Origin of the sequence: Pseudomonas sp. M2(2023), from assembly GCF_030263955.1 — a bacterium.
Classification (GTDB): domain Bacteria; phylum Pseudomonadota; class Gammaproteobacteria; order Pseudomonadales; family Pseudomonadaceae; genus Aquipseudomonas; species Aquipseudomonas asiatica.
On the sequence record NZ_CP127114.1, the window covers coordinates 3,118,951 to 3,142,769 of the forward strand.

At 64.5% G+C, this 23,819-nt stretch carries 23 protein-coding genes; 12 read left to right on the forward strand and 11 right to left on the reverse strand.

The features are described from left to right. The 8 genes from madL to mdcA all read right to left on the reverse strand — a co-directional run bounded on the left by madL (position 1) and on the right by mdcA (position 6,696). Positions 1-423, reverse strand: coding sequence for a malonate transporter subunit MadL (gene madL, locus QN085_RS14360; RefSeq protein ID WP_003258591.1), 423 nt, complete (start codon positions 421-423; stop codon positions 1-3). A 204-nt stretch (positions 424-627) separates the two neighbouring features. Further along, positions 628-1,548, reverse strand: a complete 921-nt coding sequence (gene mdcH, locus QN085_RS14365) for a malonate decarboxylase subunit epsilon (RefSeq protein ID WP_041505901.1) — start codon at positions 1,546-1,548, stop codon at positions 628-630. Next, positions 1,545-2,159, reverse strand: a complete 615-nt coding sequence (locus QN085_RS14370) for a malonate decarboxylase holo-ACP synthase (RefSeq protein WP_013972874.1) — start codon at positions 2,157-2,159, stop codon at positions 1,545-1,547. The genes mdcH and QN085_RS14370 overlap by 4 nt, the downstream gene beginning before the upstream one ends. A 1-nt stretch (position 2,160) precedes the next feature. Beyond that, the gene (gene mdcE / locus QN085_RS14375; protein WP_013972875.1) at positions 2,161-2,952 is read right to left on the reverse strand and encodes a biotin-independent malonate decarboxylase subunit gamma; all 792 of its coding nucleotides are present in this window, start codon (positions 2,950-2,952) and stop codon (positions 2,161-2,163) included. Beyond that, on the reverse strand, positions 2,949-3,797 hold the full coding sequence (locus tag QN085_RS14380) for a biotin-independent malonate decarboxylase subunit beta (RefSeq protein ID WP_013972876.1): 849 nt from the start codon (positions 3,795-3,797) through the stop codon (positions 2,949-2,951). Before QN085_RS14380 ends, mdcE begins: the two co-directional genes overlap by 4 nt. Continuing rightward, complete coding sequence (locus tag QN085_RS14385) at positions 3,790-4,089, reverse strand: malonate decarboxylase subunit delta (RefSeq protein ID WP_013972877.1); 300 nt, start codon at positions 4,087-4,089, stop codon at positions 3,790-3,792. The genes QN085_RS14380 and QN085_RS14385 overlap by 8 nt, the downstream gene beginning before the upstream one ends. A 1-nt stretch (position 4,090) precedes the next feature. Then, entirely contained in the window at positions 4,091-5,035 is a 945-nt protein-coding gene (locus tag QN085_RS14390) for a triphosphoribosyl-dephospho-CoA synthase (protein WP_041505900.1), read from the reverse strand. Continuing rightward, entirely contained in the window at positions 5,035-6,696 is a 1,662-nt protein-coding gene (mdcA, locus tag QN085_RS14395; RefSeq protein WP_041505899.1) for a malonate decarboxylase subunit alpha, read from the reverse strand. The genes QN085_RS14390 and mdcA overlap by 1 nt, the downstream gene beginning before the upstream one ends. A 252-nt stretch (positions 6,697-6,948) precedes the next feature. On the opposite strand from mdcA, the gene QN085_RS14400 reads away from it, so the two are divergent. The 3 genes from QN085_RS14400 to QN085_RS14410 all read left to right on the forward strand — a co-directional run bounded on the left by QN085_RS14400 (position 6,949) and on the right by QN085_RS14410 (position 10,400). After that, complete coding sequence (locus QN085_RS14400) at positions 6,949-8,019, forward strand: enoyl-CoA hydratase/isomerase family protein (protein ID WP_031325662.1); 1,071 nt, start codon at positions 6,949-6,951, stop codon at positions 8,017-8,019. A 16-nt stretch (positions 8,020-8,035) separates the two neighbouring features. Further along, positions 8,036-9,187 carry an acyl-CoA dehydrogenase family protein gene (locus tag QN085_RS14405; RefSeq protein WP_003258582.1) on the forward strand — a complete coding sequence of 384 codons (1,152 nt, stop codon included), beginning with the start codon at positions 8,036-8,038 and terminating at the stop codon, positions 9,185-9,187. A 262-nt stretch (positions 9,188-9,449) separates the two neighbouring features. Beyond that, positions 9,450-10,400: an IS110 family transposase gene (locus QN085_RS14410; RefSeq protein ID WP_013970357.1), complete on the forward strand. Its 951-nt coding sequence runs from the start codon at positions 9,450-9,452 to the stop codon at positions 10,398-10,400. A 236-nt stretch (positions 10,401-10,636) separates the two neighbouring features. Here QN085_RS14410 and QN085_RS14415 read toward each other — a convergent pair whose 3' ends face one another. Next, the gene (locus tag QN085_RS14415; protein WP_013972881.1) at positions 10,637-11,569 is read right to left on the reverse strand and encodes a LysR family transcriptional regulator; all 933 of its coding nucleotides are present in this window, start codon (positions 11,567-11,569) and stop codon (positions 10,637-10,639) included. 122 nt (positions 11,570-11,691) lie between these two features. Here QN085_RS14415 and QN085_RS14420 point away from each other — a divergent pair, with 122 nt between their 5' ends. Further along, positions 11,692-11,955 (forward strand): DUF2790 domain-containing protein, encoded by a 264-nt coding sequence (locus QN085_RS14420; protein WP_024087237.1) that lies wholly within the window; start codon positions 11,692-11,694, stop codon positions 11,953-11,955. 1 nt (position 11,956) lies between these two features. Here QN085_RS14420 and QN085_RS14425 read toward each other — a convergent pair whose 3' ends face one another. Continuing rightward, the gene (locus tag QN085_RS14425) at positions 11,957-12,649 is read right to left on the reverse strand and encodes a tRNA (adenine(22)-N(1))-methyltransferase (protein ID WP_013972883.1); all 693 of its coding nucleotides are present in this window, start codon (positions 12,647-12,649) and stop codon (positions 11,957-11,959) included. A 136-nt stretch (positions 12,650-12,785) separates the two neighbouring features. Between QN085_RS14425 and QN085_RS14430 the strand changes: the two genes are divergently transcribed. The 7 genes from QN085_RS14430 to QN085_RS14460 all read left to right on the forward strand — a co-directional run bounded on the left by QN085_RS14430 (position 12,786) and on the right by QN085_RS14460 (position 21,805). Further along, the gene (locus QN085_RS14430) at positions 12,786-13,166 is read left to right on the forward strand and encodes a RidA family protein (protein WP_015270613.1); all 381 of its coding nucleotides are present in this window, start codon (positions 12,786-12,788) and stop codon (positions 13,164-13,166) included. Positions 13,167-13,422: 256 nt separating this feature from the next. After that, the gene (locus tag QN085_RS14435; RefSeq protein ID WP_023662522.1) at positions 13,423-15,423 is read left to right on the forward strand and encodes a peptidase U32 family protein; all 2,001 of its coding nucleotides are present in this window, start codon (positions 13,423-13,425) and stop codon (positions 15,421-15,423) included. Between the two features lie 196 nt (positions 15,424-15,619). After that, positions 15,620-17,323, forward strand: a complete 1,704-nt coding sequence (locus QN085_RS14440) for an amidase (protein ID WP_023662521.1) — start codon at positions 15,620-15,622, stop codon at positions 17,321-17,323. Positions 17,324-17,507: 184 nt separating this feature from the next. Next, positions 17,508-18,182 carry a helix-turn-helix transcriptional regulator gene (locus tag QN085_RS14445; protein WP_041505898.1) on the forward strand — a complete coding sequence of 225 codons (675 nt, stop codon included), beginning with the start codon at positions 17,508-17,510 and terminating at the stop codon, positions 18,180-18,182. Then, positions 18,179-19,096, forward strand: coding sequence for a pyridoxal-phosphate dependent enzyme (locus QN085_RS14450; RefSeq protein ID WP_041505897.1), 918 nt, complete (start codon positions 18,179-18,181; stop codon positions 19,094-19,096). Before QN085_RS14445 ends, QN085_RS14450 begins: the two co-directional genes overlap by 4 nt. A gap of 335 nt (positions 19,097-19,431) precedes the next feature. Next, the gene (nspC, locus tag QN085_RS14455) at positions 19,432-20,529 is read left to right on the forward strand and encodes a carboxynorspermidine decarboxylase (protein ID WP_013972889.1); all 1,098 of its coding nucleotides are present in this window, start codon (positions 19,432-19,434) and stop codon (positions 20,527-20,529) included. Positions 20,530-20,560: 31 nt separating this feature from the next. Beyond that, positions 20,561-21,805 (forward strand): saccharopine dehydrogenase family protein, encoded by a 1,245-nt coding sequence (locus tag QN085_RS14460; protein WP_003248123.1) that lies wholly within the window; start codon positions 20,561-20,563, stop codon positions 21,803-21,805. Positions 21,806-21,867: 62 nt separating this feature from the next. Here the strand turns inward: QN085_RS14460 and QN085_RS14465 are convergent, their stop codons facing one another. Next, positions 21,868-22,731 (reverse strand): type 1 glutamine amidotransferase domain-containing protein, encoded by an 864-nt coding sequence (locus QN085_RS14465; protein ID WP_013972890.1) that lies wholly within the window; start codon positions 22,729-22,731, stop codon positions 21,868-21,870. 119 nt (positions 22,732-22,850) lie between these two features. On the opposite strand from QN085_RS14465, the gene QN085_RS14470 reads away from it, so the two are divergent. Continuing rightward, positions 22,851-23,786, forward strand: coding sequence for a LysR family transcriptional regulator (locus tag QN085_RS14470; RefSeq protein WP_031324224.1), 936 nt, complete (start codon positions 22,851-22,853; stop codon positions 23,784-23,786). Positions 23,787-23,819 lie beyond the last annotated feature (33 nt).

Sequence of the window (23,819 nt, forward strand, 5' to 3'; positions counted from 1 at the left end):
TCAACGCCCTCCTGCAGGGGCGGCCTGCACATTGCTTTCGGGGCCGGCCTCCACTGCCGGCAGGGGTTCGCCGCGGTGGCTGCGGCTGATCAGGGCAATGGTCGCACCGCACACCAGTACCGCACCCACTGCCGCCAGCAGCGCCACCGGCCCGCCGTGCAGGGCGGTGACCACGTTCTGCTGGGCAGCCATGGCCACCACCACCGGGATGTACATGGCGCCCCAGAAGCCCACGCCGAACTCGCATTCCTTGCTCATGCCGCCGTTGCGGTGCATGTACAGGCGTGCGCAGATCAGCAGGATCATGGCGATGCCGACCCCGCCCACATTGGATTTGACGCCCAGCAGCACGCCCAGGAAGTCGCCGACGATGACGCCGGCAAGCGTGCAGACCGCCAGCAGTGCCACACCATAGATGATCATTGTTGTTGTCCTCAGGTAGTGTCGAAGTTGCTTGTTGTTGTTCTTCGTAAACACACTTTTGTGCAGCTTTTGCCCCCATGGAACTGAACTCTGTGGGAGCGGCTTTAGCCGCGAACACCGGCGCAGCCGGTGCCATGCACCGCGTTGGATTCTTCGCGGCTAAAGCCGCTCCCACAGGGGTCACCATCCGCCGCAGTGTCGCTGTCATCGTTCGTTGGCCACCTCCTGGCGCAGCAGCGCATCCAGGGTGTCCCAGCGGGTGCCTTCAACAGCAACCACCCTGCCCTGTTCGAACACCGGCCGGGCCAGCCCGCCGAGCACGTTGCCGGGCGGCAGCTCCAGGTGCAGGCGCACGCCACGCTCATAGGCGTTGCGCAACGTAGCACGCCAGTCGACCACCCGCGCCATGTTGCCGGCCAGGTCGTCGCGCAGACGCTGGGGGTCGAATATCGGCCGAGCGCTGCTGCCGCTGAGGTAGGTGATACGCGGTCGCTGCAGCTCGACCGTGGCGAAGGCACTGGCCAGTTCGGCCGCCGGGCCATCCAGCAACGGGCAATGCGACGGCACGCTGACCGCCAGGCGCCGGGCAACGCCCTGGCCCAGGCGGCGTGCCTTGGCGGCAACCGCAGCCATCGCACCATCGCTGCCGGCGATGACGATCTGGTTGTCGCTGTTGAGGTTGGCGACATACACCTCGCCGCCCGTATCGCTCAACAAGCGTTGGACACAAGCCAGGTCCAGGCCGCTGAGTGCGGTCATGCCGTAGCCTTGCGGATAGGCGCGCTGCATCAGTTCGCCACGCAGGGCAACCAGGCGCACGGCATCGGCAAAGCCCAAGACGCCCGCCGTGACCGCCGCCGGGTAGGCGCCAATCGACAAGCCCGCCACGTAATCCGGCGCGGGGCTGCGCTGCATCAGCCAGCGCGCCCAGGCCACGCCAGCCAGCAGCAGGCACAGCTGCACGGCACGGGTCGTCTGCAGGGCCTGCTGGCTGTCCAGCGCCAGGGCCTGCTGGCCGAGGGTGTCACTGGCCTCTTCCAGCAATTGCCCGGCCCCCTCAGGCAGGCGCCGCAGCATGCCCACCTGCTGGGCGCCTTGGCCGGGGAAGGCGAACAGGCTGCTCATGCTGCACGCTCCATCGTTGCCCATGGGTCGCTGACCAGGCGTGGGCCATGGGCCGACTTGAGCAGCACGCGGCGGGCGAAGCCGGCCCACTCACGCAGAGCGATAGCGCCCGCCGGGGTTTCCAGCTGCAGGTCGATACGACAAGGCGCGCAATCGAGGATATCCAGCAGCTCACGCGCCTGCACCCGGGCCAGCGGTTGTGGCGTGCGCAGCAGCAAGTCCAGGTCGCTGTCGGCGTGTACCACCTCCATACCGGTGGCGATCTGGTACCCCACCCCACCTGTCGGCCCCCAGGCCAGGCCGCTGGCATCCAGTACCGGGGCGACCGAGGCCAGGGCCTGCAATGCAGGCCAAGGGCTCTCAGCTTGCCAGCGCAGCGCTTCGGGGCCTTGCTGACACTGGATATCGGCCAGCCGCATCAGTACACCCGACCGCTGCGCCCTGCCCTGGCCACGCAGCCCCACTGCCACCCAGCCGTTCGCACAGGTGGCACGGCGCACCACCACCGGCTGGCCGCTCAGCAGCACATCCTGCGCCCAACGCGGCGCATCAGCAGGCAGGCCCGATACGGGCATGCCCCAGAGCAGGTCGTGCGGCCTTGGCGCGTTCATCTCAAGCGCCCTGCCATTGGCGGCGCAGCTGTTCGCGCACCTGGCGCGAGGCGCTGCGGTTTTCGCCCGCCAGCCGCGACGACAGGTCGCTCGAGCTGCCGATGTCGCGCACCGCATCTGCCAGGCAGGCACGTACCTGGGCGATGTCGGCACTGCTCGGCGTCTCGGCGTTGTCCACCGTCAGGCGGCGCCACAGCAGGCCCAGGGAGGCGTAGCTGGCCAGGTCGTAGGCCATCGGCGGCACCTCGGCGGCCAGGGCTTCCAGTTGCTCGACGCTGCGCAGGGTGATGCGCGCTGCCGCCGCCTTGCCCATGGCGTGCACCATGACCCCGGCATCATCCAGGGCGATCAGGCGCTGGGCCTGGTAACCGTGGGCCAGGAAGGCACCGGACATGGCCTTGCCGACCAGCAGGCCGATCACCGGGTGCCCGGCCAGCCGTGCTTGGGCATAGGCTTGCACCGAAGCGGCCAACGCCTGATGAATCCCCAAGGCTTCCTCACGGCGGCCATAGGCCTGACTGGGCACGTCGATCACCGCGACGATGGCGCGCTTCTGACCGTGGCGGTCAGCCTCGACCGCTTCGCTCACAGCCTTGGCCAGGCCCCAGCCTTCCAGCAGGCCGACTTCGCCCGAGCGCGCACGAGGGAACGGGTTGTCGGCGTCCGGCACCACGGCGATGAAACGCGCCAGGCGGTTGTCCAGTTCGCCGTCGATTACCCGCAACGACGCGGGGTAGCCGGGCAAGGCTTGCCCACCGGCCAGGCCCGGCAGCCAGTTCAAGGCACGGTTCATTTGGCTTCTCCTTGGTAAAGGTCACGCACGGCAGCGGCATCCAGTTGCGGGCAGCCATCGCCCAGCCGGGCCAGGCGTTCGAGGAACCAGGCGTGTTGACCGGCGCGATCCCTTGAAGGCTCGTCGAGCAATTGCAGCAAGCGTTCGCGCAACGCCTCGATGTCATCGGCCACATAGGCATCGACCAGGCCGCTGGCGTGGCGCTGCTCGCCGCCGGTCAAGCTCCAGATGAAGGGACGGTCCTTGGCGTCGTATTCACCGATGCCCGCTTCCTGCTCGATTACCTGCGGGCCGTTGAGGCCCACGCGGGCTTCGCGGGTGACCAGCAAGTGGCTGCAAAGGCCAGCGGCGATGGACATGCCGCCGAAACAGCCGACCGAACCTGCGACCAGGCCGACCACCGGCTGCCAGGCGCGCAGTTCGACAATCGCCGCCTGTATTTCGGCAATCGCCGCCAGGCCCAGGTTGGCTTCCTGCAGGCGTACACCGCCGGTTTCCAGCAGCAGCACGGCGCAGGTGGGGATGCCGTTGCGGTTGTCTTCGATGGCCAGTTCCAGCGCACCGGCGATCTTGGCCCCTCCCACCTCGCCCATGCTGCCGCCCTGGAAACTGCCTTCGATGGCAGCGACCACCGCGTTGCGCCCGTTCAGCAGGCCCTTGGCGATGACCACGCCATCATCGGCCTGGGGCACGATGCCCTGGCGCGGCAGCCACGGTGACATCAACCGGTCGAACGGGCCCAGCAGCTCACGGAAGCTGCCCGGGTCGAGCACGGCGCGGGCGCGCTGGCGGGCACCCAGTTCGACAAAGCTGCGGCTGTGCAGCAAGCGTGCGATATCAGTCATGAGCGATCTCCTCGAGGCCTTGCTCCAGGCGCAAGCGCACCACGCCTGGGGTGGCGCCGAAATCATGGATGTCGATGTTCACGGCCGGCCAGGTGCGGCCCTCGAACAGGCGCTGGAACAGCTGCGCCCAGCGGGCAGCGCTGCCGTTGACCGAGGTCACCACCTGAATTTGCAGGCTGCCGGTGGTGCCGGGCTCGATCAGCACTTCAAGGTCGCCGGAGCTGACGCAGCCCACCAGCGTGCGGCCACGCCCAGGGGCGGCGGCGGGGAATTGAAAGGTCAGGGTTTCCATGTCACAGGCTCCCGGCTTTGTCGAGGAACAGGCAGGCGGCCAGCAGGTCGGCGGCGCCGCCCGGTGAGGCATTCAGGTGCAGCAGGTGCTGGTCCAGCCGGCGCAGCTGTCGGCGCCCGGCCAGCGTGGCGCTGCCGCCTTCGCTCAGCACGCTACGGGCGCCTTGCTGGACGGCAGCCAGCCCGGTCGGGCCGCTGCGCCAGAGCACGCAGGTATCGTTGAGCACGGCCATGATCGCCAGCAGCGCGTCGAGCCGGGCGTGAGGTTCGCTGGCACCTGCGGCGCGGCTGCGCTGCAGTTGTGGCAGGCCGTGACCGATAACCGCCGGGAAACCTTGTTGCGCCTGTTCGCGGGCGCCGCCAGTGCCATAGCGGCGGCGTACCTGCAGGCCATGGCTGTCCTGGGTGGTCATGGCGGGGTCGTCGAACAGTGCGATGCGCCCGGCACGGGCAGCCAGGGTGTTGGTATCGGCCTGGGTGTCGAGGGCCTTGGATGCAACCAGCAGGCCGAGGGCCCAGATTGCGCCGCGGTGGGTGTTGACCCCACCGGTCGCGGCCAGCATCGCCGCCTCGCCTTCGCGGCCGAGCTGGCCCAGGGTGGCGCGCAGGGGCTGGCCGAGGGTGCCGATGGCCTGGGCGGCTTCGGCCATGTTGCGCAGGCATGGCCACAGGGCCAGGGCCGAGGCATGCATCAGGGCCAGGGTCATGTCGTGGTGGGCGCCATTGCCACGGCGGTCGACCAGGCCGGGTTTGGGGGACAGGTCGGCTTCGTCGATCAGGGCTTCCACGGCCAGGTCGGCCAGGTGATCGGCCAGGGGTAATTTGGTTGCTTGTGCTGGCCTCTTCGCGGGTGAACCCGCTCCCACAAGGATCGCGCAATTTCCAGATGCATCACTATTCCTGTGCTGGCGAAGAAGCCCATGCGGTTGCAAGTCGAGTGCTTTCATCACCAGCTCCTGAAGCGTGCAGGCGGGTTGTAGAGGCCGCCGGACCATTCGACCAGGTCGGCGATGCTGCGTGCAGCGAGCAGTTCGCGGCTGGCATCGGTGCGTCGGATGCCGAGGTCTTCGGGCAAGGCGACCAGGCCCTGCTGGCGCAGGCGCTGAGTGTCCTTGGGGTCGTGCCGCAGGCCGATGGCGGTAACCCCGGCCACGGCGGCGATCATCTGCTGGCGCTCTTCCAGGCTGCGGGCCTTGTACAGGTAGGCAATGCCCTCCTCGGTCAGCAGGTGGGTGACGTCGTCGCCGTAGATCATCACCGGCGCCAGCGGCATGCCGGCTTTCCTGGCCACTTCCACGGCATCGAGGGTTTCCACGAAGGTGGGCTTGCCGCCTTCCTGGTAGGTCTCGACCATCTGCACCACCAGCTTGCGACCGCGTTCGAGCATGGTTTCCGGCACGGTCATGTCGAGCCAGGCCGGGGTCGCATGGCGCCGGCCACGGGGGTCGTGGCCCATGTTCGGGGCCCCGCCGAAGCCGGCCAGGCGGCCGCGGGTCACGGTCGAGGAATGGCCATCGCCATCCACCTGCAGGGTGGCGCCAATGAACAGGTCGACAGCGTACTGCCCGGCCAGCTGGCACATCATGCGGTTGGAACGCAGCGAACCATCACGGCCGGTGAAGAACACGTCCGGGCGCTGGGCGATGTAGTCTTCCATGCCCAGTTCGGTGCCGAAGCAGTGCACGCTTTCCACCCAGCCGGTCTCGATGGCCGGGATCAGTGTCGGGTGCGGGTTGAGTGTCCAGTTGCGGCAGATCTTGCCCTTCAGGCCCAGGGACTCGCCATAGGTGGGCAGGATCAGCTCGATGGCGGCGGTGTTGAAGCCAATGCCATGGTTCAGCGACTGCACCTGGTGCTTTTCGTAGATGCCGCGAATGGCCATCATCGCCATCAGCACATGCACCGGCTTGATGTGGCGCGGGTCGCGGGTGAACAGCGGCTCTATATAGAAAGGCTGGTCGGCAACCACCACGAAATCGACCCAGGACGCCGGGATATCGACCCGTGGCAGGTCATCCACGCGGTCCACCAGCTGGTTGACCTGGGCAATGACGATGCCGTCGCTGAACGCAGCCGGCTCCACCAAGGCCGGGGTGTCTTCGGTGCTGGGGCCGGTGAACAGGTTGCCGTTGCGATCGGCCATGAAGCCAGCCACCAGGGTGACGTTGGGGATCAGGTCGACCAGCAGCCGCGAGTACAGCTCGATATAGGTGTGGATGGCACCGACTTCGAGCAGGCCGTCTTCCAGCAGTTGGCCAATGCGCAGGCTCTGCGGGCCGGCGAACGAGAAGTCGAGCTTGCGGGCTATACCACGTTCGAACAGGTCGAGGTGCTCGGCCCGGCTGACGCTGGGCATGATCATGTGCAGGTCGTGCAGGCGCGCAGGGTCGACCTTGGCCAGCGCGCGAGAAAGGAAGTCGGCCTGCTTCTGGTTGTTGCCTTCGAGCACTACCCGGTCGCCGGGAGCCAGCAGCAGTTCCAGGGCTTCGACGATACGCTCGGTGGGCAGCACCACGCCGTCGGCGAGGTGGCGGACCCGGTCAAGGCGGCGCTGCTTTTCGGCGCGCCGCCGCGACCATTGCGGCGGTGGATTCTTGGTTGTTGTCATGGTGACTCCACGGGTTCGCTGTCGTGGGGTCACCTTAGGGCTGGGGTGGTGGGGGGATCAATCAAGCTACTGGCGCTTTCGTTACTGTCAGGTTAATGATTGGAGCGCGCTACCTTCGGGCAGGGCAAAAATGCACGATGCCCTTGCACAATTGTCGATTGTGCAAGGCAAATTCGCATGACAGGATCCTGCGATCCTCCAGCGAACTCCAGACTTCACTTGGAAAATCAATAACAAAGCAGGGAGAACGCAATGACTGCGCACGCTCATACCTCGGCAACCGACCATGTGCTGGCCGAGGTCCGCAACCAGATCGGCCATCTGACCCTGAACCGCCCCGCCGGCCTCAATGCCCTGACCCTGGACATGGTCCGCAGCCTGCGCCAGCACCTCGACCAGTGGGCCGAAGATTCGCATGTGCACGCCGTGGTACTGCGTGGCGAAGGCCCGAAAGGGTTCTGCGCCGGTGGCGATATCCGCTCGCTGCACGACAGTTTCAAGGCCGGCGATACGCTGCATGAAACCTTCTTCGTCGAGGAATACGCCCTTGACCTGGCCATCCACCGCTACCGCAAGCCGGTGCTGGTGCTGATGGACGGCTTCACCCTCGGGGGCGGCATGGGCCTGGCCCAGGGCTGCGACCTGCGCGTGGTCACCGAACGCAGCCGCCTGGGCATGCCCGAAGTGGCAATCGGCTACTTCCCGGATGTGGGTGGCAGCTACTTCCTGTCGCGCATCCCTGGCGAGCTGGGCATCTACCTGGGGGTCAGTGGCAGCCAGATCCAGGCTGCCGATGCACTGTACTGCGGCCTGGCCGACTGGTACCTGGCCAGCGACCAGCTGGCAGCCCTCGACCAGGGGCTGGACCAGCTGCGCTTCGGCGACCAGCCACTCAAGGACCTGCAGAACCTGCTGGCCAAGCTCGGCACCCAGGTGCTCGACGATGCGCCGCTGGAAAAACTGCGCCCGGTCATCGACCACTTCTTCGCCCTGCCCGACGTGCCCGCCATCGTCGAGCAACTGCGTGCGGTGAGCATTGGCGACAGCCACGCCTGGGCGGTAGCCACCGCCGACCAGCTGGAAAGCCGCTCGCCGCTGGCCATGGCGGTTACTCTGGAGATGCTGCGCCGGGGTCGCCACCTGAGCCTTGACGACTGCTTTGCCATGGAGCTGCACCTGGACCGCCAGTGGTTCCAGCACGGCGACATCATCGAAGGCGTGCGCGCGCTGATCATCGACAAGGACAAGCAGCCACGCTGGAACCCGCCGACCCTGGCCGCACTGCAACGCCAGCGGGTCGACCAATTCTTCGAAGGCCTGTGAGCCCGGGAGTACACAGATGCAAGACCTGGAACTGAGCGAAGAACAGATCATGATCCGCGACATGGCCCGGGACTTTGCCCGTGGCGAGATCGCCCCGCATGCCCAGGCCTGGGAAAAGGCCGGCTGGATCGACGATGGCGTGGTGCGCAAGATGGGCGAACTGGGCCTGCTGGGCATGGTGGTGCCGGAAGACTTCGGCGGCAGCTACACCGACTACGTCGCCTACGCCCTGGCGGTGGAAGAGATCGCCGCCGGCTGCGGTGCCACCGGAGCGATGATGAGCATCCACAACTCGGTGGGCTGCGGCCCGCTGCTGGCCTACGGCACGGCCGAACAGCAACAGCAGTGGCTGCCACGCCTGGCCACCGGCGAGGTGATCGGCTGCTTCTGCCTGACCGAGCCACAGGCCGGTTCCGAGGCGCACAACCTGCGCACCCGCGCCGAACTGGTGGATGGCCAGTGGGTGATCAACGGTGCCAAGCAGTTCGTCAGCAACGCTCGCCGCGCCGGCCTGGCCATCGTCTTCGCGGTGACCGACCCGGAGCTGGGCAAAAAGGGCCTGTCGGCATTCCTGGTGCCCACCGACAACCCGGGCTTCAAGGTCGATCGCAGCGAGCACAAGATGGGCATCCGCGCTTCCGACACCTGCGCGGTCACCTTCGACAACTGCCGCATCCCTGCCGCCAATATCCTCGGTGAGCGTGGCAAGGGCCTGGCCATCGCCCTGTCCAACCTCGAGGGCGGCCGTATCGGCATTGCTGCCCAGGCACTGGGCATTGCCCGCGCCGCATTCGAGGCGGCGTTGGCCTACTCGCGTGATCGGGTGCAGTTCGGCAAGCCGATCAACGAACACCAGAGCATCGCCAACCTGCTGGCCGACATGCAGGTGCAGGTGAATGCCGCGCGCTTGCTGATCCTGCATGCCGCGCGCCTGCGCAGCGCCGGCAAGCCGTGCCTGTCGGAAGCTTCGCAGGCCAAGCTGTTCGCCTCGGAGATGGCCGAGCGGGTGTGTTCGATGGCGATCCAGGTGCATGGCGGGTATGGCTACCTGGAGGATTACCCGGTCGAGCGCTACTACCGCGATGCGCGGATCACGCAGATCTATGAAGGGTCTAGCGAGATCCAGCGGATGCTGATTGCGCGGGAGTTGAAGCACTACCCCCTGTAATCAGACGGGATACTGGGGCCGCTGTGCGGCCCATCGCCGGCAAGCCAGCTTGTGTCTTCAAGGTCTCTTAAACTCGAAAGGGTGAGAGCAGTGGATGGCAGACTGAAAGCCAGGTGTGCTCTAAAGCACGAGTGGGAGCCTAGTCGCCATCCACCTCTCACTCTGACCTAAGCCCGAACAGTTGAATGAGTGGCGAACTCGCAGTCACAAGCTAGGGCTAAGTCAGAGTGCTCTCACTTCTTGAGTGTAAGAGGGCTTGGCGATGATTTCCTACTTCGTTGGTCTCGACGTTTCGAAAGCGACTCTGGATGTGGGCTTTCTTCCTGAAAGTATTCCCCAGTTCCAGGTCAGGAATGACTCTGAGGGCTTTGCGCAACTGATCGCATGCCTGAACGAGCTTGAGGTCGAACGGGTCTTGCTGGAAGCCACCGGTGGCTATGAACGGGCCGTATTCAAAGCCTTGCGACTGGAGGGTTTGAACGTCGTCAGGGTCAACCCCAGGCGCTGTCGGGACTATGCGAGTGCCATGGGCAAAATTGCCAAGACTGACAAGATCGACGCCCAGATGCTGGCGCGGTTTGCCAGGGACTTCGAGGACTTGCCGCAGATAGAGCCTAATCAAGATCGGGATGAACTGGGAGAGCTCATCAAACTCCGTGGCAATCTTGTCCAGCATCGGGATGATGACAAGCGTCGGATGAAACAAACCACTTCAGCTACGGCCATTACCGTTTATACCGAGCATGTCGCTTACCTGAATGATCAGATTAAGGCCTTGGACAAGGCGATTGAGCGTGCCTCGAACGTGCTGGATCGCACGACAGCCATGCGGCTAAGGTCTGTGAAAGGGATTGGCGTCATCAGTTGTGGCACCTTCATGGCCTACCTACCTGAGCTGGGAAGCGTGACGGGGCGCGAAATTGCAGCCTTGGCTGGGTTAGCGCCGTACAACAAAGACAGCGGCAAGAAGAGTGGCCCCAGGAAGATCGAAGGCGGGCGTTACAGAGTCCGCAAGGCGGCCTACATGTCGATCTGGTCAATGATCCAGCATGTCCCAGAAGTTAGAACCCGCTATGAAGCCCTGATAGCCCGAGGCAAGCGCGCAAAAGTTGCCGCAGTGGCGTGCATGCGCGTGTTGCTGGTGCGCCTGAACGCAATGCTGCGTGACGGAACGGAGTGGAAAGAGCTCAAGCCTCAGGTACCCGCACCCTGATCACGAACGAGGATCGATTTTCTACAAATGCGGGCTTCGCCAGCGACACCGCTACGCGGTATCGAGCGAAGCCCTGCCCGAATGGCACGCTTGAAAATAAATTTCTAAAGACAGTTGCTCCCACAGGCACTGCACCGCCTTCGCAACCTGTGGAGTGCCCTGTGGGAGCTGGCTTGCCGGCGATAGGGCCAGTACAGGCAGTCCAAGAAGTTGCCCCAAAAAAGCAGATCAGTGCTTCAACGCCAATACCGCGAATCATCCACCACCCTGGCATGCCCCTCGAACAGCGCCGGCAACTGCTCCTTGAGGTAGTCGATCCAGGTGCGCACCTTGGCATCCAGATAATGCCGTGACGGGTAGATCGCATACAGCGCGCTCTCGCGCAGGCGATACGGCGCCAGCAAGCGGCACAACCGCCCCTGCTCGATCGCCTGGCTGGCGGTGTAGAACGGCAGCAGGCCAATGCCCATGCCCAGCTCGCTGGCCACCAGCATGGCGTCGGCGACGTTGGTGGAAAAACTGTCGTTCGGTGCGATCACGCACTGGTCCACCCCTTGCGGGAACACCCAGTCACCTTCGTACATCGGATACGCCATGCGCAGGCAACGGTGCTGGTGCAGGTCTTCCGGGCGCTCTGGCACGCCGTGGGCCAACAGGTAGCTCGGCGCCGCGCAGGGGATGCTGAAAATGTTGCCCAGCGGCACAGCGATCAGCTGCGAATCCGGTAACGCACCGTCCACGGTAATCACCACGTCATGCCCTTCGGCCAGCGGGTCGGGGTTGCGCTGGGACAGGGTCAGTTCGATCACCACCTCCGGGCACAATGCGTTGTAGCCGGCCACCAGCGGCATCAGCAACAGGCCCATCCCGTGCGGGCAATGCAAGCGCAGGCGACCGCGGGGCGTGAGGTGCGCGCCACGGGCTTCACCCACCGCCTCTTCGGTCAGCAACATGATCTGCCGCGCGCGCTCAAGAAACCGCTCGCCCGCCTCGCTCATGCGCAAACGCCGCGTGGTGCGGTGCAGCAGGCGGGTCTGCAGCTGGTTTTCCAGCTCGGCAACGATACGCGAAACCTGCGCCGCGGAAATATCCAGGGCATTGGCGGCCGCAGCGAAGCTGCCGCATTCCACCACACGGGCGAAGGTACGCATGGCATGCAGCATGTCCATGAAGGTGCTCCTTGTTCGGTCTTATTCTTGCGTTACAGGCAGGAATCTATCACGGGTTAGCCCATTTATTGTGGATGGCCAATGAATGGATCATTAGTCATACATTGAAAAAGGAGCCTGCCATGAAACGTTCGATCGCTGTCCTTGCCGTTGCCGCTACTCTCGCCTCGTTCGGTGCCCTTGCCGACACCGGCAGCAACCAGCCGGTCAGCAGCAGCAACTACGAATACGGCATGCCGCTGGACGTGGCCAAGGTCATCTCCATCACCCCGCCCAGCAACGCCGCCGACTGCCAGGTTGGTACCGCGCACATGGTTTATGTCGACCACCAGGGCCAGAAGCGCGAAATCGACTACCGGGAAATGGGCAACTGCTCGCAGCAGTGAGTCAGGCCAGTACCTCGGTGATCCAGCCGACCTGTTGCTTGAAGTCGTCGATTTTCGCCTGAGGCACCGCACCGCGGGCCCGCTCGAAGTTGGCCAGGGTCTGCTGCTTCTGCCGCAGCATGCGCCGCCACTTGACCAGAAACGCCTCGCTTTTCTCCTGCACCAGCACCGGGCCGAAGTACAGCTGTTCAGCGGTGTACCCCGCCCCGCCCGGCTCGGCGACGATGATCTCGTAGTCGAAGCGGTTCTCCCGCAGCAGTTCTTCGCTGACGATCCGGTAACCATTGCCCATCAGCCACTGGCGCAGTTCGCGCTCGGCGCCATTGGGCTGCAGCACCAGGCGCGTGACGCCAGCCAGGCGCTGCTTGCCGGCCTCGAGGATCTCGCACATGGTGTCGCCACCCATGCCGCAGATGCTGATCACCGAAATGCGATCTTCCGGCTCGACCGCTGCCAGGCCATCGGCCAGGCGCACGCAGACCCGCCCTTCCAGGCCGTTCCTGCGCACGTTGCGCTGGGCCGAGGCGAACGGCGTCTGCGCCACCTCGCCCGCTACCGCCGCGTCCAGTATGCCGCGCAGCATCAAGGCCACCGGCAGGTAGCCATGGTCCGAGCCGATGTCAGCCAGGCGCGCGCCTTGCGGTACTTGTGCAGCCACGCGCTCCAGGCGCCTGGACAATGTCTGTTCGTTCAACGTAAACCCCTGCTTTGCAATCGGCCGCGATTCTGACGGCGAACGCCACGCATTTCAAACACCGGGGCGCCCTCGACCGGGCCGGCGCGCTCGCGTAGGCTTGCCGCTTTCCTTCCGTAGCAAGGCAAAACACACCATGGCACAAGCAGACATCATCTACACCCCGGACCCGGACGCCGAGTCGATTTCTTCCGACGTTGCCGAATACAACGGCGTGCTGGTCACCACGCAGATCCCGACCCACGCCGATGGCAGCCTGGAACTGGGCGGCATCGTCGAGCAGAGCGAGTGCACCCTGCAGGCGCTGAAGGTGGCGCTGGAGAAGGCCGGCAGCGGCATGGACCGCGTGCTGCACCTGACCATCTACCTCACCGACATGGCCGACCGCGCGGCATTCAACGAGGTGTACCAGCGCTTCTTCAGCAAGCCCTGGCCGGTACGCGCCGCCGTGGGTGTGGCTGCACTGGCGTTCGAAGGCATGCGCGTGGAAGTGACCGCAATGGCTGCCAAGCGCTGATTCATCCAGTCAGGAACGGCCTGTGGGAGCGGCCTTGTGTCGCGAAAGGGCCGCAAAGCGGCCCCAGTGATCTTGCAGTGGATCCAAGCCTCTGGGGGCGCTACGCACCCCTTTCGCGACGCAAGGCCGCTCCCACAGTTGCCCGAGCCCCACAATATTCCTGCATCCTGCACCTCTCGGCACCCCGATGATGCCGCCAGCCCGTTTCGCCGCTACAATGCCCGCCTAAACCGTGACAGCCCGAACCTATAACGACATGTCCCTTCCAAAGAATCACCTGGAACTGCTCAGCCCTGCCCGTGACGTGGCCATCGCCCGCGAAGCGATCCTGCACGGCGCAGACGCCATCTACATCGGTGGCCCGAGCTTCGGCGCGCGCCATAACGCCTGCAACGAAGTCAGCGATATCGCCGAACTGGTCGAGTTCGCCCATCGCTACCATGCACGCGTGTTCACCACCATCAACACCATCCTCCACGACAACGAGCTGGAGCCCGCGCGCAAGCTGATCCACCAGCTGTACGACGCTGGTGTCGACGCACTGATCGTGCAGGACCTGGGGGTGATGGAGCTGGACATCCCGCCGATCGAGCTGCACGCCAGCACCCAGACCGACATCCGCACCCTGGAACGGGCCAGGTTCCTCGACCAGGCCGGCTTCTCCCAGCTGGTGCTGGCGCGTGAGCTGAACCTGCAGCAGATCCGCGCCATCGCCGCCGAAACCGACGCCGCCATCGAATTCTTCATCCACGGTGCGCTGTGCGTGGCCTTCTCCGGCCAGTGCAACATCTCCCATGCGCAGACCGGCCGCAGCGCCAACCGTGGCGACTGCTCGCAAGCCTGCCGCCTGCCCTACACCCTGAAGGATGACCAGGGCCGCGTGGTCGCGTTCGAGAAGCACCTGCTGTCGATGAAGGACAACAACCAGACCGCCAACCTGGCTGACCTGGTCGACGCCGGCGTGCGCTCGTTCAAGATCGAAGGCCGCTACAAGGACGTGGCCTATGTGAAGAACATCACCGCCCACTACCGCAAGGAACTCGACGCCATCCTCGAAGGCCGCCCGGAGCTGGCCCGTGCCTCCAGCGGCCGCACCCAGCACTTCTTCGTGCCCGACCCGGACAAGACCTTCCACCGCGGCAGCACCGACTACTTCGTCACCGACCGCAAGGTCGACATCGGCGCCTTCGACTCGCCAACCTTCACCGGCCTGCCGGTGGGCGTGGTGGAAAAGGTCGGCAAGCGTGACATGCAGGTGGTCACCGAGGTGCCGCTGACCAACGGCGACGGTCTCAATGTGCTGCTGAAGCGTGAGGTGGTGGGCTTCCGTGCCAACATCGCCGAACCGCGTGGCGAATTCGAGGAAGACGGCGAGAAGCGCTACCGCTACCGCGTCGAGCCCAACGAAATGCCTGAAGGCCTGCACAAGCTGCGGCCCAACCACCCGCTGTCGCGCAACCTCGACCACAACTGGCAGCAGGCCCTGCAACGCACTTCGGCCGAGCGCCGCGTCGGCGTGCAATGGCACGCGGTACTGCGCGAGCAACGCCTGGTGCTGACCGTCACCAGCGAGGAAGGCGTGGGCACGCAAGTGGCACTGGAAGGCCCGTTCGGCCCGGCCAACAAGCCGCAGCAGGCGCTGGACCAACTGCACGACCTGCTCGGCCAGCTGGGCACCACCATGTACCACGCCGACAGCATCGAGCTGGACGCCCCGCAGGCTTACTTCATCCCCAACTCGCAGCTCAAGGCCCTGCGCCGCGAAGCCATCGAGGCGCTGACGGCAGCACGGGTGCAGGCGCACCCGCGTGGCGGGCGCAAGGCCGAGACCACGCCACCGCCGGTTTACCCGGAGTCGCACCTGTCGTTCCTGGCCAACGTGTACAACCAGAAGGCCCGCGACTTCTACCACCGCCACGGCGTGCAGCTGATCGACGCGGCCTACGAGGCCCATGAAGAGCACGGCGAAGTGCCGGTGATGATCACCAAGCACTGCCTGCGCTTCTCTTTCAACCTGTGCCCCAAGCAGGCCAAGGGCGTGACCGGCGTGCGCACCAAGGTGGCGCCGATGCAGCTGATCCAGGGTGATGAAGTGCTGACCCTGAAGTTCGACTGCAAGCCGTGCGAAATGCACGTGATCGGCAAGATGAAAAGCCACATCATCGACCTGCCGACCCCGGGCAGCGCGGTGGCCCAGGTGGTTGGGCACATCAGCCCGGAAGACCTGCTGAAGACCATTCCGCGCGGGCCGCATTGATCGGTGGCCTGCAAGGGCCCTTTTGCGGCTGAAGCCGCCTGCATGGTGATACTCGAAGGGATGGTGGGACGACTTGGGAAGACCCGACAATGCTCGCCTGCAAAAAACCGTTTGCCCCCGCGCAAACCTGCGCCCGCCAAGCCCTTCTTGTACACTCCTCGCATTAGCCCCCACCTGCACATTTTTTGGTGAACGCATGATCGAGGTAACCGAGGTTTCCATTGCCGAGCTGCGCGATGCGCTCGAGTCGGGCCGCACGACGGCGGTCGAGCTGGTCCAGGCCTACCTGGCGCGCATCGACGCCTACGATGGCGCCGACACCGCCACCGCCCTGAACGCCGTTGTGGTACGCAACCCCGAGGCGCTGAATGAGGCCGCAGCCTCCGACGCCCGTCGCGCCAAAGGCCAGGTCCTGAGCCCGCTGGACGGCATCCCCTACACCGCCAAGGACAGCTACCTGGTCAAAGGCCTGACCGCTGCCTCCGGCAGCCCTGCCTTCAAGGACCTGGTGGCCCAGCGCGACGCCTTCACCATCGAACGCCTGCGCGCCGCCGGCGCCGTGTGCCTGGGCAAGACCAACATGCCGCCCATGGCCAACGGCGGCATGCAGCGCGGCGTGTATGGCCGCGCCGAAAGCCCGTACAACGCCAACTACCTGACTGCACCGTTCGCCTCGGGCTCGTCCAACGGTGCCGGCACCGCCACTGCCGCCAGTTTCAGTGCCTTCGGCCTGGCCGAAGAAACCTGGTCCAGCGGCCGTGGCCCGGCCTCCAACAATGGCCTGTGCGCCTATACCCCGTCGCGTGGGGTGATTTCGGTGCGTGGCAACTGGCCGCTCACACCGACCATGGACGTGGTGGTTCCCTATGCCCGTACCATGGCCGACCTGCTGGAAATCCTCGACGTAGTCGTAGCCGACGACGCCGACAAGCGCGGCGACCTGTGGCGCCTGCAACCCTGGGTGCCAATCCCGGCGGCTTCGACGGTGCGCCCGGCTTCGTATCTGGACCTGGCCGTGGATGCCAGCGCGCTCAAGGGCAAGCGCTTTGGCGTGCCACGCATGTACATCAATGCCGATGCCGAAGCAGGTACTTCCGAGAAGCCAGGCATCGGCGGCCCGACTGGCCAGCGCATCCACACCCGCGCCACGGTGATCGACCTGTGGCAGCAGGCCCGCCAGGCACTGGAGGCGGCTGGTGCCGAAGTACTGGAAGTGGACTTCCCGCTGGTATCCAACTGCGAAGGCGACCGCCCTGGCGCACCGACCGTGTACAACCGCGGCATCGTCAGCAAGGAATTCCTGCATGACGAGCTGTGGGAGCTGTCGGGCTGGGCCTTCGACGACTTCCTGCGCGCCAACGATGACCCCAGGCTCAACCGCCTGGCCGATGTCGACGGGCCGCAGATCTTCCCCCACGACCCGGGCACCCTGCCCAACCGTGAGGACGACCTGGCCGCTGGCATGGACGAGTACGTCAACATGGCCAAGCGTGGCCTGAAGACCTGGGACCAGATCGAGACCCTGCCCGACGGCCTGCGCGGCCTGGAGCAGACCCGCAAGATGGACCTGGAAGACTGGATGGACCAGCTGGGCCTGGACGCGGTGCTGTTCCCCACCGTGGCCGACGTGGGCCCGGCCGATGCCGACGTCAACCCGGCGTCGGCGGACATCGCCTGGAGCAACGGTATCTGGGTGGCCAACGGCAACCTGGCAATCCGTCACCTGGGCGTGCCTACCGTGACCGTGCCGATGGGCGTGATGGCCGATATCGGCATGCCGGTGGGGCTGACCTTTGCTGGCCGGGCTTACAGCGACAATGCGCTGCTCAGCTTTGGTGCAGCCTTCGAGGCGACCGGGTCGCGTCGAATGATCCCGCCGCGTACCCCGCCCCTGGGCTGAGGGTTAAAGGGGCCGCTTTGCGGCCCATTCGCGGGTAAACCCGCTCCCACAGGGACCCCACAGGTATTGAATACCGTGGGGTCCCTGTGGGAGCGGGTTTACCCGCGAATGGGCCTGGAAAAGCAAATCGCCTAATTCAACTTTATGTGTAAAAATACACAAAACGTTGATTTTGCGATCTGCCATGCCTATCACCCCAAGCGAAGAACGCCAGCTCACCCTCACCGTCCTCAAGGCCGCCATCCAGGCCCTGGGCAGCGTTGCCGCGCGCAACATGGAAATCCTCCTGCACGACCTCGACCACCCGGAACACTCCGTGGTGGCGATCGTCAACGGCCATCTTTCCGGGCGCAGCGTCGGTAGCCCGATCCTCGCCGCCCCGGAACAGGACCAGGGTTTCAAGGCACTGATGCAGGCCTCGGCCGATCAGCACGGCTGCGAGCCGGTGGTGCTGCCCGACTACCCCACCACGCTGAAGGGCCGCACACTGCGCAGCGCCACGGCCATCTTCCGTGACAGCAGCGGCCACCCCTTCGCCAGCCTCTGCGTCAACACCGACGTCACCGGCCTGGATGCAGCCATGAATTTTCTCCGACAGTTCCAACCAACAGGGGCCGCAACTGCCGTCAGTGAACCCGCCGACATGGAACTGCTGATGAGCGAGATAATCCAGGCATCCCTGCAGCGCAGCGGCCAAGGGCGGATGAACAAGCAGGCCAAGGTCGAGGCAGTGCGCGTGATGCAGGAGCGTGGCCTGTTCATCGTCAAGGGCGGCGTGGAAAAGGCCGCCAGCGCCCTGGGTGTGACCCGCTACACCGTTTACAACTATCTCGAGCAACTGCGCGGAGCCAGCCAATGACCTTGCATATCCATACCCCCCTGATCGAGTCCCGCCCGCTGTCGCTGGCCGCGGACAGCAACGTCTGGCTCAAGCTCGATGCCCTGCAGCCCTGCGGCTCGTTCAAGCTGCGCGGCGTGGGCCATGCCTGCGAGGTGCACCATGCCCGTGGCGCTCGGCATTTCGTGTCTTCCTCGGGCGGCAACGCCGGCCTGGCTGTAGCTTATGCCGGGCGCAAGCTGGGCGTGCCAGTGACCGTGGTGGTACCCGAGACCACCACCGAGCGGGCCAAGGACCTGCTGCGCCTGGAGGGCGCCGAGGTGGTGGTGCATGGCAGCTCCTGGCAGGAGGCCAACGCCCTGGCGCAGAGCTTGGTCGGCCCGGATGACGCCTTCATCCACCCATTCGATGACCCGCTGCTGTGGGCCGGGCATGCCAGCCTGGTGGATGAAGTCGCCGAGGCCGGCGTGAGGCCGGACGCCGTGGTGTTGTCGGTGGGCGGTGGCGGTTTGCTCAGTGGCGTGGTCGAGGGGCTACAGCGCAACGGCTGGGGCGATGTGCCGGTGCTGGCGGTGGAAACCGAGGGCGCGGCATCGCTGCATGCGGCCATGCGGGCGGGGCATTCGGTGGAGCTGGAACGTATTGCCTCGGTGGCGACGTCGCTGGGGGCCAAGCGTGTGGCTGACCAGGCGCTGGTGTGCGTGAAGGAGCATCCGGTGCACAGCCATCTGGTCACTGACCGCGCTGCGCTGGAAGCGTGCGAGCGATTCCTGCTGGACCATCGCGTGCTGGTGGAGCCAGCTTGTGGAGCAGCCTTGGCGTTGGCCTATGCACCGGGCGCCCTGGCGCAGTACCAGAATGTGCTGGTAGTGGTTTGTGGCGGGGCTACCGCCACGCTGAAGCAGATCCAGGCGTGGTTGCAGCAGGTTGATTGAGGTTACCTGTACCGGCCTCTTCGCGGGTAAACCCGCTCCCACAGATTGGACTGCGCAAGGTCTGAAGCAAGCGCATTCCCTGTGGGAGCGGGTTCACCCGCGAACACCGGCGGAGCCGGTGCCATCCAATAAACACTCATCGGATTCTCCTTGCGGCACCCGGTTGCTGATTACGATAGTCACATGCCGCTGTTCTACTAAGCCCGCCGCAACCGGAAAATTCCCGTCGCAACGGCGTCGACCACGACGAAATGCGTAACCCACCCTTTCGGTCTGCGGCAAGTGAAGGCACAATGCGTGTCCTTTTTTTGGCCGGCCTGGCCGGGGGCCTTTAAATGATCAAGACGCCGTACTACCTCATCGATAAAACCAAACTGCTGGGCAACATGGAGAAGATCGCCTACGTGCGCGAACACTCCGGCGCCAAGGCACTGCTCGCCCTCAAGTGCTTTGCCACCTGGTCAGTCTTCGACCTGATGCAACAGTACATGGACGGCACCACCTCTTCGTCGCTGTACGAGCTCAAGCTCGGCCGCCAGAAGTTCGCCGGCGAAACCCACGCCTACAGCGTGGCCTGGGCCGACGACGAGGTCGAGGAAATGCTCGAGAACTGCGACAAGATCATCTTCAACTCGATCGGCCAGCTGCAGCGCTTCGCCGAACAGTCCGAAGGCAAGGTCCGTGGCCTGCGCGTCAACCCGCAGGTCAGCAGCTCCGACTACCTGCTGGCAGACCCTGCCCGCCCGTTCAGCCGCCTGGGCGAATGGGACCCGGCCAAGGTCGAACAGGTGATCGAGCAGATCTCCGGCTTCATGTTCCACAACAACTGCGAGAACGGCGACTTCGGCCTGTTCGACAAGATGCTCACGCACATCGAAGAGCGCTTCGGCCACCTGCTGCACAAGGTCGAGTGGGTCAGCCTCGGTGGCGGCATCCATTTCACCGGTGAAGACTACGCGCTGGACGCCTTCTGCGCGCGCCTGAAAGCCTTCTCGGAAAAGTACGGCGTGCAGGTGTACCTGGAGCCGGGCGAAGCGGCCATCACCAACAGCGCCTCGCTGGAAGTGACCGTGCTCGACACCCTGTACAACGGCAAGCACCTGGCCGTGGTCGACAGCTCGATCGAAGCGCACATGCTCGACCTGCTGATCTACCGCCTCAACGCCAAGATGGCCCCCAACGACGGCGCGCACACCTACATGGTCTGCGGCAAGTCGTGCCTGGCCGGTGACATCTTCGGCGAATACCAATTCGATCGTCCGCTGGCCATCGGTGATCGCCTGTCGTTCGTCGACGCGGCGGGTTACACCATGGTCAAGAAAAACTGGTTCAACGGTCTGAAAATGCCATCCATCGTGGTCAAGCAACTCGACGGCAGCGTCGAAGTGGTGCGCGAGTTCGGTTTCGAAGACTACGTTTCCAGCCTGTCGTAAGACCGGCTTTCAGTAAGGAGCAAGGGATAAATTGAAGAAGAACGTTCTTATCATTGGTGCAGGAGGTGTCGCCAAGGTGGTGGCCCACAAGTGCGCGCAGCATAACGACGAACTGGGTCGTATCGCTATCGCGTCACGGAACATCTCCAAATGCCAGGCCATCATCGACAGCGTCAAGGCCAAGGGTAGCCTCAAGGTACCCGCCGACATCCAGGCCTTCTCGCTCAATGCCCTCGATGTCGAGGCTACCAAGGCGCTGATCCGCGAGACCGAATCGCAGATCGTGATCAACGTTGGTTCCGCCTTCCTCAACATGTCGGTGCTGCGTGCCTGCATCGATACCGGTGTCGCCTACCTGGACACCGCCATCCACGAAGAGCCGGGCAAGATCTGCGAGACCCCGCCGTGGTACGGCAACTACGAGTGGAAACACCTCGAAGAGTGCCAGGCAAAGAACATTACCGCCATTCTCGGCGTCGGCTTCGACCCGGGTGTGGTGAACAGCTACGCCAAGCTGGCGCAGCAACAGTATTTCGACAGCATTGACTCGATCGACATCCTCGACGTCAATGCCGGTTCGCATGGCAAATACTTCGCCACCAACTTCGACCCGGAAATCAACTTCCGTGAGTTCACCGGGCAAGTGTGGAGCTGGCAGAACAGCCAGTGGACCAGCAACACCATGTTCGAGGTCAAGCGTACGGACGACCTGCCGGTGGTGGGTTCGCAGAACCTGTACCTGACCGGCCACGATGAGGTTCACTCGATTTCGAAGAACCTCAACGTGCCGAACGTGCGTTTCTGGATGAGCTTCGGCGAGCACTACATCAACGTGTTCACCGTGCTGAAGAACCTGGGCCTGCTCTCCGAGCAACCGGTGAAAACCGCCGAAGGCCTGGAAGTGGTACCGCTGAAAGTGGTCAAGGCCGTGCTGCCGGACCCAGCCTCTCTGGCCCCGGGCTACACCGGCAAGACCTGCATCGGTGACCTGGTCAAGGGCACCAAGGATGGCCAGCCGCGCGAAGTGTTCATCTACAACGTGGCCGACCACGAAGAAGCCTACGCCGAGACCGACAGCCAGGGTATTTCCTACACCGCCGGTGTACCGCCAGTGGCTGCCGCCCTGCTGGTCGCCCGTGGCGAGTGGGATGCCAAGCGCATGGTCAACGTCGAGGAGCTGCCAGCCGAGCCGTTCCTCAAGGCACTGGACGTCATGGGCCTGCCGACCCGCGTCAAGGATGAAAAAGGCGATCGTCCTTGGGACGCTGAAGCCTAAGCAGCAAAGCAGAGGGGGCGCCATCAAGGCGCGCCCTCTGCTTTTGCAGGCCACGTGTAAGTCTAGATGCCCTGGCCAGAGGGCTTTGCCTGCTCAGCCAGCTTTTCCAGCAATACCTTGGCCAGCGCCTTGTCCGAGAACGGGTTCTGCCCGGTGATGAGTTCGCGGTCCACCACCACATTGGGTTGCCAGGCCTTGGCGTAGCCCATGTCGCCCCCTGCCATTGCCATGGCGTTGGCCGGGTAGAACAGCAGCCGCTGGTCCTTGAGCGAACCTTCGAATACCTGCTCCTCCGGGTCGGAGAAAATGGTCATCTTGTAACCCTTGTACAACCAGTCGGTGGCTGCCGGCTTTTCACCACGCGCCAGCGCCGACTGGTAGCTGGCCGGGTCCTGCTGGGCCGAGAGCAAGGCGATGGGGCCGTGGCAGATCGCGGCTGTAGGCTTGCCGGCTTGATGGAAATGCCGCAGCAAGGCGCCCACGTCCGGGTTGTTGGCCAGGTCGATCAACGGCGCATGGCCGCCGGGGATGAACAGCCCGGCATAGCGCCCTAGGTCACCTGCCAGTACTTCTTTCACCGACAGGGTATCGTCAATGCCCGGCAGGCCTTGCACGACCTTCTCGATCCGGCGCATCTCCACCGCATCGCCGGCAAAGTAGCTCGGGTCGATCGAACGCTGGTCGACACTCGGGGCATTACCCTTGGGGGTAACCAGCACCAGCTTGTAGCCAGCCTTGAGCAACTGGTCGGCAGGCACGCCGAATTCGTTCAGGTAGTAGCCGGTGGCGTAGCGCTTGCCGTCCTGCAGGGGCAGCTGGTGCTCGCTGGACAACAGCACCAGCACCTCTCCCTTGGGCGCAGCGTGGGCGCCGGTGGCAAGCAGGGTGCTGGCAACAGCCAGGGCAAGCCGGGACATCTTGGTCATGCAACAATCTCCTGATCAGGCAAATAGAGCTGTCCGCTCATGTTGGCGGGGATGCGTTCATGCTAACGGCGAGGCTATGATTCGATAATTCGAAAGCTCTCATGCCTGTGATCCAGAAAATGAATATCTCCAGCAAGGACTTCAACCTGCTGTACCTGTTTCATGTGCTGTACCAGGAACGCAACGCCACCCTCGCCGCCCAGCGCATGGCGCTGAGCCAGCCCGCGCTCAGCCACAAGCTCAACAAGCTGCGCCATCAGTTTGGCGACCCGCTGTTCGTGCGCGCGCCCAGGGGCCTGACCCCGACGCCACGCGCCCACGAACTGGCGCCTGAGGTAGAACGCCTGGTAGTGGGCCTGGAAGGTTTTTATGAGCGCTGCGAAGGGCAGGACTTCCTCGCCCGCCCTGCCCGACTGCACCTGTACAGCACCGATTATGTGGAGCAGACCCTGTTGCCCAGGCTGCTGCCGATCCTGCGTAGCCAGGCACCGAACCTGACGCTGGTCACCTGCAACACCCGCGGTCTGCTGCCTCGCGAAGAACTGGAGAAAGGCACCTGTGACCTGGCCGTTGCCGGGTTCTACACCGACCTGCCGGAAACCTTCCACCAACAGCGCCTGCTCAGTGAACACTTGGTAGTGCTGGCCTCGCGCAGCCATCCAGGCCTGGAAAACGGCCTGGACCTCGATTCCTTCCTCGCCAGCGACCACCTGCTTACCACCCTCACCGGCGACCTCGATGGCCTGGTCGACCGCGCCCTGCGCAGCCAGGGCATGCAACGGCGGGTCGTGGCTGGCCTGTCGAGTTTCCTGGCCCCCATGCGCCTGCTGCGCGGCACCGATCTGCTGCTCACCTGCCTGCGCTCGCTGGCCACCGAAGCCGTCGAACGTGACGACGACCTGCTCATGTACCCGCTGCCGCTGACATTGCCAGCGATCGAGGTGATGCAGATCTGGCACGAACGCACCCACGCCGACCCCTTGCGCCGCTGGTTTCGCCAACAGCTGTGGAATGTCGCCCAAGAGGCAGCTGCCTGCGCGAGTAACAATTTCTAAACAACGATGTGACATTTTTTTTCAGCTTTCTCG

Excerpts from the sequence above, each read along its gene's own strand:
- QN085_RS14430 (WP_015270613.1), top strand. The coding sequence starts at position 12,786 with ATGGCACAAGCAGACATCATCTACACCCCGGACCCGGACGCCGAGTCG.
- QN085_RS14450 (WP_041505897.1), top strand. The coding sequence starts at position 18,179 with ATGACCTTGCATATCCATACCCCCCTGATCGAGTCCCGCCCGCTGTCG.
- QN085_RS14435 (WP_023662522.1), top strand. The coding sequence starts at position 13,423 with ATGTCCCTTCCAAAGAATCACCTGGAACTGCTCAGCCCTGCCCGTGAC.
- QN085_RS14400 (WP_031325662.1), top strand. The coding sequence starts at position 6,949 with ATGACTGCGCACGCTCATACCTCGGCAACCGACCATGTGCTGGCCGAG.
- QN085_RS14470 (WP_031324224.1), top strand. The coding sequence starts at position 22,851 with ATGAATATCTCCAGCAAGGACTTCAACCTGCTGTACCTGTTTCATGTG.
- mdcE (WP_013972875.1), bottom strand. The coding sequence starts at position 2,952 with ATGAACCGTGCCTTGAACTGGCTGCCGGGCCTGGCCGGTGGGCAAGCC.
- QN085_RS14380 (WP_013972876.1), bottom strand. The coding sequence starts at position 3,797 with ATGACTGATATCGCACGCTTGCTGCACAGCCGCAGCTTTGTCGAACTG.
- QN085_RS14445 (WP_041505898.1), top strand. The coding sequence starts at position 17,508 with ATGCCTATCACCCCAAGCGAAGAACGCCAGCTCACCCTCACCGTCCTC.
- QN085_RS14385 (WP_013972877.1), bottom strand. The coding sequence starts at position 4,089 with ATGGAAACCCTGACCTTTCAATTCCCCGCCGCCGCCCCTGGGCGTGGC.
- QN085_RS14410 (WP_013970357.1), top strand. The coding sequence starts at position 9,450 with ATGATTTCCTACTTCGTTGGTCTCGACGTTTCGAAAGCGACTCTGGAT.
- QN085_RS14415 (WP_013972881.1), bottom strand. The coding sequence starts at position 11,569 with ATGGACATGCTGCATGCCATGCGTACCTTCGCCCGTGTGGTGGAATGC.
- QN085_RS14405 (WP_003258582.1), top strand. The coding sequence starts at position 8,036 with ATGCAAGACCTGGAACTGAGCGAAGAACAGATCATGATCCGCGACATG.
- QN085_RS14420 (WP_024087237.1), top strand. The coding sequence starts at position 11,692 with ATGAAACGTTCGATCGCTGTCCTTGCCGTTGCCGCTACTCTCGCCTCG.
- QN085_RS14440 (WP_023662521.1), top strand. The coding sequence starts at position 15,620 with ATGATCGAGGTAACCGAGGTTTCCATTGCCGAGCTGCGCGATGCGCTC.
- nspC (WP_013972889.1), top strand. The coding sequence starts at position 19,432 with ATGATCAAGACGCCGTACTACCTCATCGATAAAACCAAACTGCTGGGC.
- mdcH (WP_041505901.1), bottom strand. The coding sequence starts at position 1,548 with ATGAGCAGCCTGTTCGCCTTCCCCGGCCAAGGCGCCCAGCAGGTGGGC.
- QN085_RS14465 (WP_013972890.1), bottom strand. The coding sequence starts at position 22,731 with ATGACCAAGATGTCCCGGCTTGCCCTGGCTGTTGCCAGCACCCTGCTT.
- mdcA (WP_041505899.1), bottom strand. The coding sequence starts at position 6,696 with ATGACAACAACCAAGAATCCACCGCCGCAATGGTCGCGGCGGCGCGCC.
- QN085_RS14390 (WP_041505900.1), bottom strand. The coding sequence starts at position 5,035 with ATGAAAGCACTCGACTTGCAACCGCATGGGCTTCTTCGCCAGCACAGG.
- madL (WP_003258591.1), bottom strand. The coding sequence starts at position 423 with ATGATCATCTATGGTGTGGCACTGCTGGCGGTCTGCACGCTTGCCGGC.
- QN085_RS14370 (WP_013972874.1), bottom strand. The coding sequence starts at position 2,159 with ATGAACGCGCCAAGGCCGCACGACCTGCTCTGGGGCATGCCCGTATCG.